The following is a 16,421-nucleotide window of genomic DNA, read 5'->3' as shown; positions in this document are numbered from 1 at the left end:
TCATTGTTATCGAGCGTTCAAGCGGCTCGCGATTCAGTCGGCCCGCGGCGTCGCGCGAACCCTCGCGACGCTCGCCGTGACGTCCTGCCATGCCGGCTTGCCACCGGCGAATTGCTGACGCAGGTACGACGCGAGTTGGGCGACCTGGGCGTCGTTGAAACTGTCGCGGTAAGCCGGCATCGTACCGAGTTCGGGCCGCGCAGGCGAGCCGATGCCGTCGAGAATCACGCGAATCAGGTTATCGGGCGTCGCGCTGTGCAGATTCGTGTTAAGCGCCAGCGACGGATGCGCGCCGAACAGTTGCGGCCCGCTGCCCGTGTGGTGACAGGCGGCGCATGCGCCGTCGAAGAGCCGCGCGCCGAGGCCCGCAGGCGCGCCCGAGATCGCACTGGCCTGTTCGTACTGACGCGCCACCGCAGCCGGATCGGCGTTCGGTTCCAACGGATTGAGCGACGCGAGATACGTAGCCATCGCGCGAATATCGCTGTCGGGCAGCGCCGCCAGATCGCCGACGACCGGCGCCATCGGTCCGGCCGCGACACCGTGCAGCGGCGCGTGACCGTTGCGCAAGTAGCTGAAGAGTTCGTCCTTGCTCCAGGGCACGGGCGCGTTCGAGAGCGTCGACAACGCGGGCGCTTCCCAGCCGTCCGCCATGCCGCCGCCCATGAATGCCGCGCCGGTTTTCTCGGCGCCGAATGCGTTGCGCGGCGTGTGGCACGCGCTGCAATGGCCGAGTCCGTTCACCAGATACGCCCCGCGATTCCATTGCGCGCTTTGCGTCGCGCTGGCGGTGAACGTTGTGCGGCCGAGAAACAAAGCGTTCCAGGCAGACATCAGCGGACGCACGCTGAACGGATACGCCAGCTTCGTTTCCGGCGGACGCGAGCGAACCGGCGTTTGCGCCATCAGGTAGGCGTAGAGCGCCTTCAGATCATCGTCGGAAGTGTTCTGGAACGAGGTGTACGGGAAGGCCGGATAGAGACGATGGCCATCGCGGCTGATGCCTTGCCGCATCGCCCGCACGAAGGCTTCGAGCGACCAGTTGCCGATGCCGGTCTGGCCGTCCGGCGTGATGTTGGTGCTGTAAACGGTGCCGAAGGGCGTGTCGAGCGGTTTGCCGCCGGCTTTCGGCACGCCGTTGTGCGCGGTATGGCAAACCGCGCAATTGCCGAGCGACGCCAGCAGTTTGCCGCGCGCCACGAGATCGGGCGCGAACGCGCTCGCGAGCGGCGGCGTGATCGGCGCGATAGCGTGCGGCGCGAGCGACAACGCGCCGAGCCAGCCCACTGCGCCTGCCGCGAAAGTGCCTAGAAAACCCAGCCGCCAGCGCTTCTTCTTTCGCGCCGCCTTGTCTTCGGCCTGGGCATCGGCGAGCGCGGCGCGGATCGTTTCCGGCGTGAACGGCGGCCGGCGAAAACGCACGCCCGTGGCATCAAAGAGCGCATTGGCAATCGCCGCCGCGCCGGGCAGCGACGCGGATTCGCCCGCCCCCATCGGCGGCTCGCCGTGGCGCGGCATCATCACCACGTCGATCACGGGTACTTCACGGAAGGTCAGGATCGGATATGCGCCCCACTCCTGGCTCGTCACCGCGTTCTCGCCGAACGTCACGCGCTCTTTCAGCGCACGGCTGGTCGTCTGGATCACGTTGCCGTGGATCTGATGACGCACGCCGTCGGGGTTCACCATCGTGCCGGTGTCCTGGCCGACCACCACGCGCGTCACCGCGAGTTCGCCGCTTTTGCGGTTGACTTCGACGTCGGCCACCCATGCGGACCATGCCGCGCCGAAACCGGGAAATTTGCTGTGGACGTAGCGGGCGTAAGCGATGCCGCGTCCGCGTGCGATGTCGCCTTCCTCATCCTTGCGCTCGGCGTTGCGTGGTTCCCAGCCGGCCTTTTCCGCCACCGCTTTCACCAGTTCGATCGCGCGCGGATCGGTCAGATGCTTCAGGCGAAACTCGACAGGATCGACGCCCGCTTCCACCGCGAGTTCGTCGATAAACGACTCGTGCGCGAACGTATTCGGCAACGCGGACACGCCGCGCAACCACGACGCCCGCACGATCGGCGGCGTGTCGTCGCAAACGATGCGCATGCTGCGATAGTCGTACGGCGGCACCGCCGTGCGGTCGCCCATTTCGAACACTTGTGGCTGCGCGGAGATCGTGCCGGTCAGGAGCAGCGCCAGCGTCGGTGCGTCGTTCGACGGATAGCGCGTCGCAAAGTCGTACGCGGCCAGTTCGCCTTCGGCATTCAGCGCGCCGCGCACGTCCATCAATTGCGCGGCGCCTTTCGGTTCCCACGCATGCTCGTCTTCGCGCGAGAGTTGCACGCGTACCGGACAGCCGGTGGCACGCGAGAGCAGCGCGGCGTCGGCGGCGACATCGTCCGCGCAATTGCGGCCGTAGCAGCCCGCCGCTTCCATCCGCACGATCTCGATGTGCGCTTCGTCCATGCCCATCAGCAAAGCGAGATCGGCGCGCAGCGAATGCGGGTTCTGCGTGCCCGACCAGACCTTCAACGAGCCCTCGCGATAATCGGCTACCGCGCAAGACGGTCCGATCGATGCATGCATCTGGAACGGCCACACGTAGGTGCGTTCCAGCGTGCGAGCAGAGTCTTGCACCAGCGCCGCATCGACATCGCCGTCGATCACCAGATCGCGTCGTCTGGCAGGATTCGCGCGCAACGCCGCTTCCACTTCCTCGCTGGTTTCGAGCGACGGCAAACTGTCGACCGCTTTCCATTGCACACGAAGCCGCTTCACGGCCTGCTGCGCGACTTCCTCGCGCTCCGCCACGATGCCGACGAAATCGCGAATCACCACCACCTTGACGATACCGGGCAAATCGCTGATCGTATCTTCGTCCACCTGCAGCAGACTGTTGCCCATGAAGTCGCCCTGCGCGACACCGGCGTACGGCGGTCTCACCACGCGTCCATGCAACATGCCCGGCACGCGCAGGTCGTGGACGAAACTCAACTCACCGGTGGCCTTCGCGGGAATGTCAACGCGCGGTGTGCTCTTGCCAACGATCTTGTACGCGTCCGGCGACTTCAGCGGCGCATCGGTGGCGAGCTGCAATTCGACGCGTTTTCCGCTAATCAGCTCGCCGTAGCCAATGCCTTTCGCAGCCGCGCTGCCGTCACGTTGATAAACAACGCCATCACGGACATCGAGTTGCTCGACGCCCACATTGAAGCGCGCCGCCGCTTCCGCCAGCAGAAATTGCCGCGCCTGCGCCGCCGCGTGCCGCAAGGGCACGGCTGAAATCTGGATCGTCGCGCTCGCAATCGTCGGCCCCTGATTCGGCGCTTCGCGCGTGTGGCCGAGCACGATCGACACGCGCGTCAACGGCACATCCAGTTCTTCCGCGACGATCTGCGCGAGCGCCGTGCCGATGCCCGTGCCGAGATCGACGTGACCGTTGAACGCGACCACGCTGCCATCGTCGCGCACCACGAGGAACATGTCCGCCTCGGTCGGCACGAACGATGAACGCGAGCCCGGCTGACCGATTGCCGGCTTCACCGGCGCTTGCGGCGGCCGCGTGACGATCAGCACGCTCTGCGCATCGTAGAGCTGCTGTCGCGACGGCGGCGCGGCGCGGCGATCGACGCTGCAATCCGGCCCGGTCATGCGCGCACTCCTTCGTGCACCGCGGATTGCGCAGCCGGTTGCGCGGCAAGCAATTCGGCGGCGCGCTGCACCGCGCGCACGATCTCGACATGCGTGCCGCAGCGGCACAGATTGCGCGACAGCTCGCGCCGGATCGTCTCGACACTCGGATGCGGATCGCGATCGAGCAGCGCCTTGGCCGTCATGATCATGCCGTTCAGGCAATAGCCGCATTGCGCGGCCTGTTCTTCGATGAACGCCTGCTGCACCGGATGCAGCGCGGCGCGCGTGCCCAGTCCTTCGAGCGTGGTGATCTCTCGGCCCAACGCGACCTTCGCGGTCGTGACGCACGCGCGCGTCGGCATGCCGTCGAGCAGGACCGTGCACGCGCCGCATTCGCCCAGTCCGCAGCCGAATTTCGGACCGTTCAGCGCGAGGTCGTTACGCAGCAGATAGAGCAACGGCGTGTCAGCGTCGGCGCTGACGAGATGCGTCGCGCCGTTCACGTTCAGCAGAAGAGGCGCCGGGCGGTTCATATTCGCGCCGTTCCTGCCGTGCCAGTCGTGCGGGAGGCGTTCACAGGACCACCGGTACTTCAGTAGCCGGTGGCGTGTTGCGACTGCGCCGGCAACGGATCAAACCGTCGATCATCACCATGCCCACGCCCGGAATATCGCCGAGCTGCACGCTTTCGAGCAGCGTATCGGCCGCCGTATGCTGCGCGCGGTCCATGAACACGAGGTCGGCGGGACGGCCCACTTCGATCAGCCCTTGACGCAGATTGCGTTGCCGCGCGGTGTTGCCGGTCGCGAAGCAGAAGGCGATTTCAGCGGGCACGTCGGCGAGGCTCGAAATCAGCGCGATCATCCGCAAGATGCCGAGCGGCTGCACGCCGGAACCCGCGGGACTATCGGTGCCGAGAATGATCCGGTGCGGACATTTCAATTCGATCGCATGACGCGCGGTCAGCAAGGCGATCCGTTCGTTGCCGTTGTGGACGATTTCCAGCGCGCGGCTCGACTGCTCGCACAAATCGCAAACATGCCGGTAAGAGAGCGACGTATGGCCGCCATTGATGTGGCCGATCACGTCCGCATCGGCTGCGAGCACCACGTCGCGATCGATCAGACCCGAGCCGGGAATCGACGGACCGCCTGTATGGATCGTGCTCTGAATGCCGTACTTGCGCGCCCACGCGACCATCTGCGCGGCCTCCTCGCCGCCCTTCACGCTGCCGAGGCCGACTTCGCCGAGCAACTTCACGCCCGCTTCCGAGAGCTCCTTGAAGTCTTCTTCGACCATGCCTTTTTCGATCACCGGCGCGCCCGCCATCACCTTGACGCCACCGCCGACACCCGCGCCGCGCATCCCTTCAAACGAACGCTGCGCGGTGATCGCAAGCGCCTTCACGCCGACCACGTCTTTCGGGCGGCCGGGCAGATGCACTTCGCCGGCGGAAATCATCGTGGTGACGCCGCCGTTCAGATTCGATTCGATCCAGCCCATCTGATTCTGGCGCGGCGTCCAGTCGCCGAACACGGGATGCACATGCGAGTCGATCAATCCGGGCGCGACCGTCGTGCCTTTGCAATCGATCGTCGTGCGCGCGCCTTCGAGATCGCAGTCCTTTTCCCGGCCGACCGCGACGATCACGCCGTCGTCGATCACGAGCGTATCCGCGTCGAGAATCGGCTGATCGATGTCGCCGGATAACAGCAGCCCGATGTTCGTTACCGCGACCTTGCCCGACAAGCCTGTCAACGTCTCTGCTGCCATCTGCCTCTCCTTTCGCAACGCGAGTTTGGAACGACTACCCGGCGCCGCGAGCGTGCAACTCCACGCCGCGCACGCCGATGGAATCACACGCTCAGATAAGCGCGCCTCACTGTTTCGTTCTGTGCGAGTTCGCCGATCGTGCCGCTAAAACGGATCTGCCCTTTTTCGAGCACATACGCGCGGTCGCTGACCAGTTCGGCGAAGTGCAGGTTCTGTTCTGACAACAGAATCGACAGCCCTTCGCGCTTGAGTTCGAGAATCATGTTCGCCATCTGTTCGACGATCACGGGCGCCACGCCTTCAGATGGCTCGTCGAGCAGCACCAGATACGGATTGCCCATCAGGGTGCGCGACACGGTGAGCATCTGCTGCTCGCCGCCGCTCATCTGGCCGCCCGGACGTTGCGGCATTTCGCCGAGATTGGGAAACAGGCGGAACAGTTTTTCCGGCGTCCATTGCGGTGCGCCGTCGCGCGGCGGCTGGCGGCCGGTGGCGAGGTTTTCCATCACGGTCAGATCCGCGAAGACGCGCCGATCTTCCGGCACGAAACCCATGCCCATGCGCGCGATCTTGTACGGCGGCAACGCCGCGATGTTCTGCCCACGAAAATTCACTTCGCCCTGACGGCGCGGCAGCAAACCCATCACCGCTTTCATCGTGGTCGATTTGCCGGCGCCGTTGCGGCCCATCAGCGCGACGACTTCGCCGCGCCCGACTTCGAGGCCGACGTCGAACAGAATATGCGCGCGGCCGTAGAACGCGTTGAGGCCGGAGACTTTCAGCATCGGCTCGCTCATTGCAGCGCTCCTTGTCCCTGACGGCCACCCGCTGCGTCGTGCAGCGGCGCGTGCGGCTGGAAGGTCTTGCCGGTGCCGAAATACACTTCCTGGACGCGTGGGTCGTTGCGGATCGTGTCGGCGTCGCCCTCGGCGATCAGCTTGCCACGCGCGAGCACGATCAGGCGATCGGCGTAGGCGAATACGACGTCCATGCTGTGCTCGGTAAACAGCACGCCGATCTTGTGTTCGGTGACCAGACGCTTGGTCAGCGCCATCAATTCATTGCGTTCCTTCGGCGCCATGCCTGCGGTGGGTTCGTCCATCAGCAGCAGCTTCGGGCGGTTGGCGAGCGCGATGGCAAGTTCGACGCGCTTCACGTCGCCATAAGCGAGCACGCCGCAAGCGCGATTCGCGTCGGCGGCCATGCCCACTTGTTCGAGCAGCGCGAGGGCCTCATCGGCGTAACGCGAGCCTGCGGGTTTCCATAGACCGAAGGTTTTGCGTTCGCGTGAGACTAACGCCATCTGCACGTTCTCGATCACAGTCATGGAATTGAAAGTCGCGGCGATCTGAAACGTACGGCCCACGCCCAGGCGCCAGATGTCGCGCGGACGCATGCCGACCAGCTCGTGACCGTCGAGACGGATCGATCCGGACGAAGGCGGCAACTGCCCGTTGACCATGTTGAAACAGGTCGACTTGCCCGCGCCGTTCGGTCCGAGCAAGGCCAGCAATTGGCCGGCTTCTAGATCGAAGGAGACATCGTCGACCGCCTTGAGTCCGCCGAACGATTTGGAGAGACCGGCGACGCGCAGCAAGCTCATAGGCCCTCCTTCATTGCCGCACGCTGGGAAGGTGAGACGGTGCTCTTTTCCGCCTGATCGGCGCTGTCGTCGCCGAAACGCTCGCGAATGAAGCCGACGATTCCCTGCGGAAACGCGATCACCAGCAGCAGGATCGCGAAGCCCAGCAGCGCCTGCCAATAGTCGGTTTGGCGCGCGACGGTGTCTTGCAGCCACGTGAACACGGCCGCGCCCACGATCGGCCCGGTGAGCGTCTGCAAGCCACCGAGCAGCACCATCACGAGGCCGTCCACCGAACGGCTCACGCTGATCACTTCCGGCGAAATCGTGCCCTTGGAAAACGCATAGAGCGATCCGGCGAGGCCGCAGAACAGCGATGCGATCACGAACGCGGCCCATTGCACGCGCTTCACGTCGATGCCAATCGCTTCGGCGCGCAGCACGGAGTCACGCGACGCGCGCATCGCGTAACCCAGCGGCGAGAACAGCATCTTGCGCAACAGCCATACGCCGACCACGGCGCAGACGAGCGTCACGTAATAAAAGGCCACCGGCGAGGACAGCCAGTTCGACGGCCACAAACCGAGAATGCCGTTGCTGCCGCCCGTCACGTCGTCCCACTGGAACACGACGGACCAGACGATCTGAGCGAACGCGAGCGTCAGCATCGCGAGATAGACGCCGGAGAGGCGCACGCAGAACCAACCGAACACCAGCGCGCCGGCCACGGCCAATAGGGGAGCGAGCAGCAAGGCGGCTTCCATCGGCACATTCAGCACCTTGAGGAACAGCGCGGCGCCGTATGCGCCCAAGCCGAAGTATGCGGCGTGGCCGAACGAATGCATGCCGCCCGGTCCCATGATGAAATGCAGGCTCGTGGCGAACAGCACGGCGATCAGGATCTCGACCAGCAGCACGGGCATGTACGGAAACGCGTTGGCCGCCAACGGCGCAAGCACGAGCACCAGCAACGCAATGGCGGCCAGCCACTTGAGACGCTTGCCCGCCGGACGCAAAGGCGTTTCCGGCGCCGCCATGCCGCGCACCGCGGCACTCGCGCGGCCGAGCAAACCCCACGGACGCACCACCAGCACGACGGCCATCACGACGAATTCAGCCACCAGCGTAAAGCGGCTTAGCGACAGCCCGACGCCGAAGATCGTCACATGGCCGATGCCGATGCACAGCGCCTTGATCTCCGCGATGATCAGCGCGGCGATGAACGCACCCGGAATCGACCCCATGCCACCGACCACCACCACGACGAACGCGTTGCCGATCGTCTCCAGATCCAGCGACAGATTCGCCGACATGCGCGGCCCTTGCAGCGCGCCACCCAGTCCGGCGAGAAACGCGCCGACGAAAAACACGCCCGTAAACAGCCACGCCTGATTGATACCGAGCGCGCCGAGCATCTCGCGATCCTGCGTCGCGGCGCGCACGAGCGTGCCCCAGCGCGTGCGAGTCAGCGCGTACCACAGCAGCAGCAACACCACCGGCCCGATCACGATCAACGCTATATCGTAGGTCGGCAGCGGATGGCCGAGGAAATCGACCGCGCCCGCCAGATGCGGCGCGCGTGGTCCGAACAGGTCTTCCGGGCCCCACAGCCACAGCGCGGCATCGCGAAAGATCAGCACCAGCGCAAACGTGGCGAGCAGGTGAAACAGCTCGGGCGCCTGATAGATGCGCCGCAGTACCACCATCTCGACCAGCGCGCCCAGCACCGCGACGACCAGCGCCGCCGCCAGCACCGACAACCAGAAGCCGCCCGCCGTATGTCCGAAGCGGCTCGCGATGCTATACGCGACATAGATGCCGAACATATAGAACGAGCCGTGCGCAAAGTTGACGATGCGCGTCACGCCGAAGATCAGCGACAACCCGGCGGCGACGAGAAACAGCGTCGACGCGTCGGCAAGTCCGTTGACCAGCTGTACCAGCAAATTCGAAAGCATCGCGACCCTTGGCAGCTTGCCGAACGGCGAAAGCGCGGCTTTGGCGCATTCGACGCGATCGGCAGACATTGCAGCGCGTGCGGCACCATGCGCGCACGCGTCAACGGCAGGACAATACAATACGCCCCGAAGAAAGTCCGTTGGGGCGCCGGCGAAATCGCCGAATGCAAACTCCTTAACGCAAACCGTCTTCGCCTTTGATCTCGCTCACCTGCAAGCCGCCGATGCGCGGCAGCGGCCGCCCCGACGCCGTCACCGCGACGGCCACGACGATTTCGTTGGCACGCGGCGCGTCCGATACACGCGCTTCGATCGCATCAAAATGGCTGCGCACGAAGGCGGCGTCTTTGTGGCCGAGCGGCACGTCGATCGCGGTGCCGAGCGTGCCCATCTTTTTCGCCGACGGCACCAGTGCCGCGCCCCTTTCGACCGCGACCCGCAGCGGCGCGCCGAGCTTGGGATGCAGGATCGCCGCGGCATGTTCCAGTTCGCCCGCCTCGCCGACGATGGCGGCCTTGCCATAGCTTTGCGCCTCGCCCGGCGCGATGCCCAGCGCTTCCACACACTTGTTGCCGAGCAACGCGCCCAACTCTTCGCCGGCTTCGATCAGCGCGTCCAGTTTGGCCTCGTAACGGCCGGCGTAGGGATTATCGATCACCGCAATTGCAACCGCGCGGCGCGACGGCGGCTCGACCGCCTGGCCCATTTCAATGCGTGTTTCATCCACTTGCACGACCAGCTTGCGAAGCTTGATTGCCATTTCGCTCTCCGAGTTTCGATGCCTGTTCTGCTTCGTTCCAATGCTTCAGCGCGACGCGTTATTCAGGCGCCGCTCAGCGCAATCCGTCCTTGCCCACGATCGCCTCTTTCGCGAGGCCGCCGACGCGCGCATGCACGCGCTGCCCCGTGCTCATCACGAGGATATACACCAGTTCGTCCGCGGCGGGCGCGCCGGGCACGCGCACTTCGATCGCATCGAAATGGCTGCGCACGTAGCTCGCGTTGACGTGCGTGAGCGGCACGTCGAGCGCGGTGGACGGCGCGCCGACTTTCTTCGTCGACGGCACGATCGCATTGGTGGGCACGCCGTTCTTCTCCAGCAACTCGCGCATCGCATAACCGCCGGGAACATGCCACAGCGCGCCATGCTCCAGTTCGCCGCGCGCGCCGACAATTGCGCCCTTGCCGTAACTTTCGATCGACGCATGCGGCACCGCCATCGCCGCCAGCAGCCTTTGCGCCATATCGAAGCCAATGGGCTTGAGCGCTTCCATCGCGTGCTCAATTTTTTCTTCGTAACGGCCGGCGAACGGGTTCGTCACGACGACGGCAATCGCGCCGCGTCTGAGCGGCTGCGCGGGCGCGGGGCCGAACTCGTGGAAGATATCTTCGACGTGCGTCAGCACGCGGCGTATTTCGAACACGGAGCCTCCGTTTTGGTTTGCGCGCTCTGCGAGAGAAGACCGCTTGTGTCATGAATGCCGGCGACGCGCACCCGCCCTTGCAGGAAAAGCGCGGCGCCTTCGATCAAGCCTTGGTCGAGCAAACGCTGCGCGGCTTCGACACCACGTGCCAGCGCGAAATCGATCAGTGGCTGCGGTAAAGACGGCACGTCGACAGTGACGAGCATGTCGCCCAGGTCGCTATCGTCTTTTAACGACGAAGCCGGTCGTCGCAGAATGCCCTCATGATCCAGATTGACGGCGTTGGCGAGTACGGTTGCGGCGGCGTCGGCGGCGGCAGCGTTGCGCGCGAGCACGGTGACGCTGTCGGCGATACCGAGGCTGAAACTGCGGCCACGCCAGCCGCTCGTCGCGATGCCGCGAACGGCCAAGCCCGCGTCGAGCGTCAGATTGGCATCGAGCGCGTGATCGCGCGACAGCCGCCCGCCTGAGAACGACGCCAGGTCCGCGAATACGCCGACGCGGTATTGCTGCCCTTCGGTCAGATACAGCGCGATATCGCCGCCATTGTTGATGAAGGCGCGTGAGACGCCCTCGCGCGCGAACGCCGTGATCAGTTCATCGGCGACGCTGCCCGCGACCGCAGCCATCGGCGTGATATAGCGCGCGCGATGAGGAAGGCAGGCCGACCACATACGGCGGGCAATCGGGCCTTGCAATTCCGTATCGTTCAGCGCGGCTTGCGGTGGAACAGGTTGCTTGAGCTGCTTCAGTTCACCCACCAGTTCCGACAGCACCTCGACAAAGCGCGCCCAGCACGCCTCATACGCGGCCTGCACCGCTTGGGGTGTGCCGTCCGCGCTGATGATCAGATCGATCGGCCCATGCTGCCAGTGCCAGCGGGTCGCATCGAGTCGGGTGCGGGTGGGGTTCATCGTGTCCGTTGCGGTCGTTTTCGCGTCACTTGTGTTGGGGGGGTCCGCCCGGTCAGCCAAGCATCGGCGGCATGGCGGGCGGCCACGGGTTGTCGGGATTGCGCGCCAGCGTACGGCGCGCGAGCGGCGCGCCTTCCGTATGTTCCGGCCCATTCGCCAGCACGCTCTCCAATGAACGCACCGCGTCGAGATGACCGCCGAGATCGCGATACGCGTCGTACGTCATGGTGAATTCGATCGGCGCGACGATCGCGGGCGTCGGCACCGTGCCGAACGAATGGTCGGGCATGCGTGAGACATCGACCATCACGGTGATCCCGCCGCCCGGCCACACATAAGCCGGCGCGCCGCCGCAAGTCACGTTGACCAGCTTCTGTTTGATCGCGCGTGTGAGCAGGACGGGGTTCTCCGTGGCGCCCGCTCGCAGACTGCCGCCCGCGCCGCCGAGAAACAGCACGGTGGCGAGCGACGGCTCGCAGTTCTCGCCGATCCGCTCGACCGTGCGGCGCACCGCATCCGGCATCGCCGCGATGCGCGGCACGAGGTCCTGATCAAGTTCGTACCACTGCGCGTGTTCGCCGGTGGTCGACACCATCAAGAGGCGCATGCCGGGTTGGGCGACGGCGGGGTCGAAGCCCTCGACAATCGCGAGCGGGTCCTGAATGTCGGTGCCGCCCCAACCAGTGCCCGGATTCGCCACCTGGAAATAGCGGCCCGGCGTCGACTTGCGTCCGCGAATCTTCACACCTGAGCGCGTCATGCCGAGACAACGCCCGGCCTGATGTTCGGTGAGTACGCCGGTGATGTGATCGTCGACGACCACCACTTCGTCGGCGTGACCGAACCATTGCTTCGCAAAGATACCGATGGTTGCCGACCCGCAGCCCACGCGCATGCGCCGCTCCTCGACGCCGTCGACGATCGGCGCCGCGCCCGCGCGAATCACGAGACTCGCGCCGCCGTCGATGCTCAACTCCACCGCTTCCTTGTTGCCGAGCGCGAGCATCATGTCGCACGTCACGCGGCCTTCCTTCTTGCTGCCGCCGGTGAGATGATGCACGCCGCCGAGGCTCAGCATCTGCGAGCCGTATTCCGCCGTCGTCACATGGCCGACGATCTCGCCGTGGCAGCGCACGTTCGATTGCTCCGGCCCGAGGAAGCGGTCGGTGTCGATCTTCACCTTGAAACTGCAGTAGCTGAAAATACCTTCCGTGACGACCGTGATCATGTCGACGTCGTCGAGCTTCGAGGCGACGATAAATGGCGCGGGCTTGTAGTCGGGATAGGTGGAGGATGCGCCGACGCCGGTCACGAACAACGCCTGTTCCGCAGCGGAGTCCTGTACTTCAGAAGACGCACCAAATTCGATCACGGAGTTCGCTTCGGCCGTTGAAGACGCGCGAGAGAGGAACACCACCGGATCGACACGAATCAGCCGCCCATCCGCGTTCGCATAACGATCGCAGGCGCCAGTGCGCCCTTCGGATATCTGGCATAGAACCGGGCACGCATTGCATTCGATCTTGTTCGACGCCATCCGCTCGCTGCGCGGCGCCGCCTTCTCGAGCACGGTCGGTCCCGGCGTCGAGGCGGTTTCGCCGTCGACGCTGTCCGCACCGAAATCGACCTTCGTATGTTCTGTCATGGTGGGGTTCCCATACGACGACATTACAATCGGTCCCGCTCCGGCTGACGAATAGTGCCTGTTTGCAGGTACTTTCGCGTGATCCGCCGATTTCCATGTCGCGGTCACTCACCGTTCGTGTAGTATCCGCTACACCAAACTCGTTAGAAATCTACTCGATCAATTTAGTCTGCGCAACGTATTTACCGGAGTGCGCGCGATTGGTGCAATGCCACATCACCGTGCAAGTCACGCTTCAATCTACGCCGAAGCGAATGATCGCGCAGCGCATGCCGCTGCAGTCCGTGCGGGTTGTATGATGAAGGCGCGCCTGTGCTCGGCCGACTGCGGCGCATGCCGTTCAATCTGACGCTAACAAGAGAATCGAGACCGCCATGAGTCCCACCGCCGCCCGCAAGCCGGGCGCTACCGGCATCCGTGCGAAACAGGCGCAGGACACCCGCGCCAAGATTCTGAAAGCGGCCATCAAGGTCTTTGCCAAGCAGGGCTATGCGAGCGGACGCGTGGAAAGTATTTCGAAGGCCGCGCGCTCGCACGACCGCATGATCTACTACTACTTCGGCAGCAAGGAACAGTTGTTCGTCGAAGTTCTCGAAACGATCTATACGCAATTCAACGAGGCGGAAAGCAAGCTCGATCTCGATCTGGACGATCCCGTGCACGGACTCGAACAGATGGTCGAATTCGTTTGGCAGTATTACCTCGATCATCCCGAGTTCGTCACGCTGCTCTCCAGCGAGAATCTGCACCAGGGTAAGCACGCTAAGAAATCGCTGAAGCTGAAGGAGATTTCGGGCTACGCGATTTCGGTGGTGCAAAAGTTACTGGACGCGGGTCAGGCACAACACGTCTTTCGTGCCGACGTCGAAGCGCGCGACGTGTATCTGATGATCGCGTCGCTCGGCTATTTCTATAACGCCAATCAGTACACGCTGGGCGCGTTCCTCGGCGAGCCGTTGATGGACAAGGCGTCGCTCGACCATTGGCGCGAGGTTATGAAGGACACGGTGTTGCGCGCGGTGCGGTCGAGTTTGCCGGTGGCGCCGGATGCGACGGCGCTCACGGTTGCGTTGAACGAGGCAAGCCAGAATAGCGAGGCGTAACGCTCCGCCGCAAGATAGCGTTACACCTGAAAGTGATCTCTCAATACGCTTACGATTCGTCCGGACGCGAGGCCATCACCGTAAGGCGACACGCCTCGCGCCATACGCTTGTATTCGGCCGGGTCGTCGAGCAGCCGTTGCGTGTTCGAGACAATGTCAGCATATTCGGTGCCCACGAGTTTGACGACCTCGTGCGCGACCGCCTCCGGGCGTTCTGTCTCGCGCCGCAGGACGAGCACCGGTTTGCCTAGCGCCGGCGCCTCTTCCTGCACGCCACCGGAGTCGGTCAGGATCAGATAGGCCCGCTTCATCGCCGCAACGAACGGCAAATAGTCCAGCGGTTCGCAGAGCGTGATCCGGGGATGGTTGTCGAGATGGGCGTATGCCGTCTCACGCACGTTCGGATTGGGGTGAACGGGATAGAGGACATGAACGTCGGGGTTCTCATCGGCGATCGTTTTGATTGCTCGCAGGATGTTCTGAAACGCCTCGCCAAAATTCTCGCGACGGTGCGACGTCACCAGAATCAGCCGGCTATCGCCCTTGAAAGGCGCAGCATCATCGCACCGCCCGGCCACGTCCAGCAACGCGTCAATGACCGTGTTGCCGGTGACGAACACGCTCGCTGCATCAATGCCTTCCGTGAGGAGATTCCGTTTCGCCGTCTCCGTCGGTGCAAAATGCCAGCGCGCAAGCCGGCTTGCAACCACACGATTCATTTCTTCCGGAAACGGATTTGAAAGATCGCCCGTTCTCAGTCCAGCTTCCACATGTCCGACCGGCACGCGCCGGTAAAAGGATGCAAGCGCCGCCGTCAGTACGGTGGTCGTGTCGCCCTGCGCGAGCAGCACATCGGGCTGTTCGGCGGCAAGCACATCATCGAGCCGAACCATGAGCCGCGAAGTCAGCATGGGTAGAGACTGATTGGGTTGCATGATATCGAGGTCGATATCGGCTTTAATCTCGAACAGACGCAACACCTGATCGAGCATGCCGCGATGCTGCGCCGTTGCCAGGACGCGGCAGTCCGCCCATTCTTCACGCTGCAACTGCTTGACGAGCGGTGCCATTTTCACCGCTTCAGGACGCGTTCCGATAGTGACGATGATCTTACGTTTTTTCACAGCGTTTTCCGATAGTGGACTTGATAAAGGGTAGGCAGCCGTGGTCGATGGCGGGCCTTAGCGCGGTCAGGCTCTACCGACGAGCCGGCGGATCGCACTTCTGAGCCGCCACGCCTTCGAGCGCAGCATCGTGTTCATTTGCCTCTCGACTCCGTCCGCATGTGCTCGGACTTCGGTCAGCAGCCTCGCGCAATGTTCGCCTTCAATTTTCAACCTTTCGATGCATGCATGAAGCGAAGCAATCTCCGCAGACAGCGCGCCACATTCCTGCTTCGCTTCGTCGATTGTCTGGTCCCGCTCGCTGATTGCCCGTGTCAATTCGACGAGTGCTTGATCCCGCTCGGCGAGTGTCGCTTGCGAGCGCGTCAGCTTTTCTTTCTCCGCATCGAGTTCTGCGCATACATCCTGCAGCGTCTTTTCTGTCGATTCGAGACGCGCGTTCGTCGCAGCTTGCCCGCTATGAGTCTGAGCAAGCTGCGACGCAAACTGCTGCCTCTCTGAGGCGTGCTGTTGGGTAATGCTTTGACAGCGCTCTTGCGCGAACGCCTCGTAGGTATCGTCGCCAATAAAGAAATTGCGCAGATCGGGCCGGGTGTCTCCGAGCGCCGAGAGCCGCGCGTAGACGAGCAAGATCTGCTTCCCGTTCCAGTGGTTGATATTGATTTTCGCCGCGTCGACGACGCGGCAGGCGACCGCAGCAAAACCGGGCACCGGGCAGACGGGAATGTTGTCGAGGTCGAACGTGAAGAAATGCTCGGGAATCCGGTCATATTCCTGAAACGGCAGAAGCAGAACCAGAAAGCACTTTGTATGCTCCGCGAGGCGCGCCGCGACGTCAAACGGGCTGTCGAAATGTTCCAGCGTATTCGACGAAAAAATGACGTCGTAGTCGTCCAGGTCGTCGAGAGACTGCGCTTTGAAACGCCTATGCGGAAAAGAGCCCTGGGCCTTCTCGATCGCTACCTCCGAAATATCGACTCCGGTGATGGAGTTCACGCCGAGCCATTTGCTCAACTCGTCCACCCCCTGCCCCTCCGCACAACCCCAGTCGCAGATACTCCATTGCTCGCGCAACACCAGGTCCTTGAACCAGTCCGGCATCAGCTTGGCCGCAATCGTCGCGAAAAATCGCGTTTGCCCGTGTCCGCCGGCAGAGACCCAGTCAGTCGAGAAACGGTGGTCCCAGTATTGCTTTGAGTTGATGTCTGTCATAAGAAGGCTTATCGGTCTGTCCATTCCATCGAATGCAATGCACGAACACCGTCATGCGTGAG

General features: G+C 63.6%; 13 protein-coding genes. 1 reads left to right on the top strand and 12 read right to left on the bottom strand.

The features are described from left to right. Window positions 1-33 precede the first annotated feature (33 nt). The 10 genes from HF916_RS14780 to HF916_RS14735 form a co-directional block, all read right to left on the bottom strand. The gene (locus tag HF916_RS14780; protein WP_168789668.1) at window positions 34-3,642 is read right to left on the bottom strand and encodes a molybdopterin cofactor-binding domain-containing protein; all 3,609 of its coding nucleotides are present in this window, start codon (window positions 3,640-3,642) and stop codon (window positions 34-36) included. Then, window positions 3,639-4,157, bottom strand: a complete 519-nt coding sequence (locus HF916_RS14775; RefSeq protein ID WP_168789667.1) for a (2Fe-2S)-binding protein — start codon at window positions 4,155-4,157, stop codon at window positions 3,639-3,641. The genes HF916_RS14780 and HF916_RS14775 overlap by 4 nt, the downstream gene beginning before the upstream one ends. A 40-nt stretch (window positions 4,158-4,197) precedes the next feature. Then, complete coding sequence (locus HF916_RS14770) at window positions 4,198-5,397, bottom strand: amidohydrolase family protein (RefSeq protein WP_168789666.1); 1,200 nt, start codon at window positions 5,395-5,397, stop codon at window positions 4,198-4,200. A gap of 83 nt (window positions 5,398-5,480) precedes the next feature. After that, on the bottom strand, window positions 5,481-6,194 hold the full coding sequence (locus tag HF916_RS14765; RefSeq protein WP_134459975.1) for an ABC transporter ATP-binding protein: 714 nt from the start codon (window positions 6,192-6,194) through the stop codon (window positions 5,481-5,483). After that, complete coding sequence (locus tag HF916_RS14760; RefSeq protein ID WP_168789665.1) at window positions 6,191-7,000, bottom strand: ABC transporter ATP-binding protein; 810 nt, start codon at window positions 6,998-7,000, stop codon at window positions 6,191-6,193. Before HF916_RS14760 ends, HF916_RS14765 begins: the two co-directional genes overlap by 4 nt. Further along, complete coding sequence (locus HF916_RS14755) at window positions 6,997-8,937, bottom strand: ABC transporter permease (protein ID WP_168792012.1); 1,941 nt, start codon at window positions 8,935-8,937, stop codon at window positions 6,997-6,999. Before HF916_RS14755 ends, HF916_RS14760 begins: the two co-directional genes overlap by 4 nt. Window positions 8,938-9,112: 175 nt before the next feature. Beyond that, window positions 9,113-9,697: an amino acid synthesis family protein gene (locus HF916_RS14750; RefSeq protein WP_168789664.1), complete on the bottom strand. Its 585-nt coding sequence runs from the start codon at window positions 9,695-9,697 to the stop codon at window positions 9,113-9,115. A gap of 73 nt (window positions 9,698-9,770) precedes the next feature. After that, a complete protein-coding gene (locus HF916_RS14745; protein ID WP_168789663.1) occupies window positions 9,771-10,361 on the bottom strand; it encodes an amino acid synthesis family protein in 591 nt (196 codons plus the stop codon). Next, window positions 10,337-11,275, bottom strand: a complete 939-nt coding sequence (locus HF916_RS14740) for a UPF0280 family protein (protein ID WP_168789662.1) — start codon at window positions 11,273-11,275, stop codon at window positions 10,337-10,339. The genes HF916_RS14745 and HF916_RS14740 overlap by 25 nt, the downstream gene beginning before the upstream one ends. A gap of 52 nt (window positions 11,276-11,327) precedes the next feature. After that, window positions 11,328-12,920: a 6-hydroxynicotinate reductase gene (locus tag HF916_RS14735; RefSeq protein WP_168789661.1), complete on the bottom strand. Its 1,593-nt coding sequence runs from the start codon at window positions 12,918-12,920 to the stop codon at window positions 11,328-11,330. 374 nt (window positions 12,921-13,294) lie between these two features. Between HF916_RS14735 and HF916_RS14730 the strand changes: the two genes are divergently transcribed. Further along, window positions 13,295-14,023, top strand: coding sequence for a TetR family transcriptional regulator (locus HF916_RS14730; RefSeq protein WP_168789660.1), 729 nt, complete (start codon window positions 13,295-13,297; stop codon window positions 14,021-14,023). A 20-nt stretch (window positions 14,024-14,043) separates the two neighbouring features. Here HF916_RS14730 and wecB read toward each other — a convergent pair whose 3' ends face one another. Together wecB and HF916_RS14720 are read right to left on the bottom strand one after the other, a co-directional pair. Then, on the bottom strand, window positions 14,044-15,147 hold the full coding sequence (wecB, locus tag HF916_RS14725; RefSeq protein WP_168789659.1) for a non-hydrolyzing UDP-N-acetylglucosamine 2-epimerase: 1,104 nt from the start codon (window positions 15,145-15,147) through the stop codon (window positions 14,044-14,046). A gap of 66 nt (window positions 15,148-15,213) precedes the next feature. Next, window positions 15,214-16,359 (bottom strand): methyltransferase domain-containing protein, encoded by a 1,146-nt coding sequence (locus HF916_RS14720; protein WP_168789658.1) that lies wholly within the window; start codon window positions 16,357-16,359, stop codon window positions 15,214-15,216. Window positions 16,360-16,421: the final 62 nt, after the last annotated feature.

Source organism: Paraburkholderia aromaticivorans (assembly GCF_012689525.1).
Lineage (GTDB): Bacteria > Pseudomonadota > Gammaproteobacteria > Burkholderiales > Burkholderiaceae > Paraburkholderia > Paraburkholderia aromaticivorans_A.
Note: the sequence above shows the minus strand (reverse complement) of the source record. Positions and strands in the feature narration are given on the sequence as shown.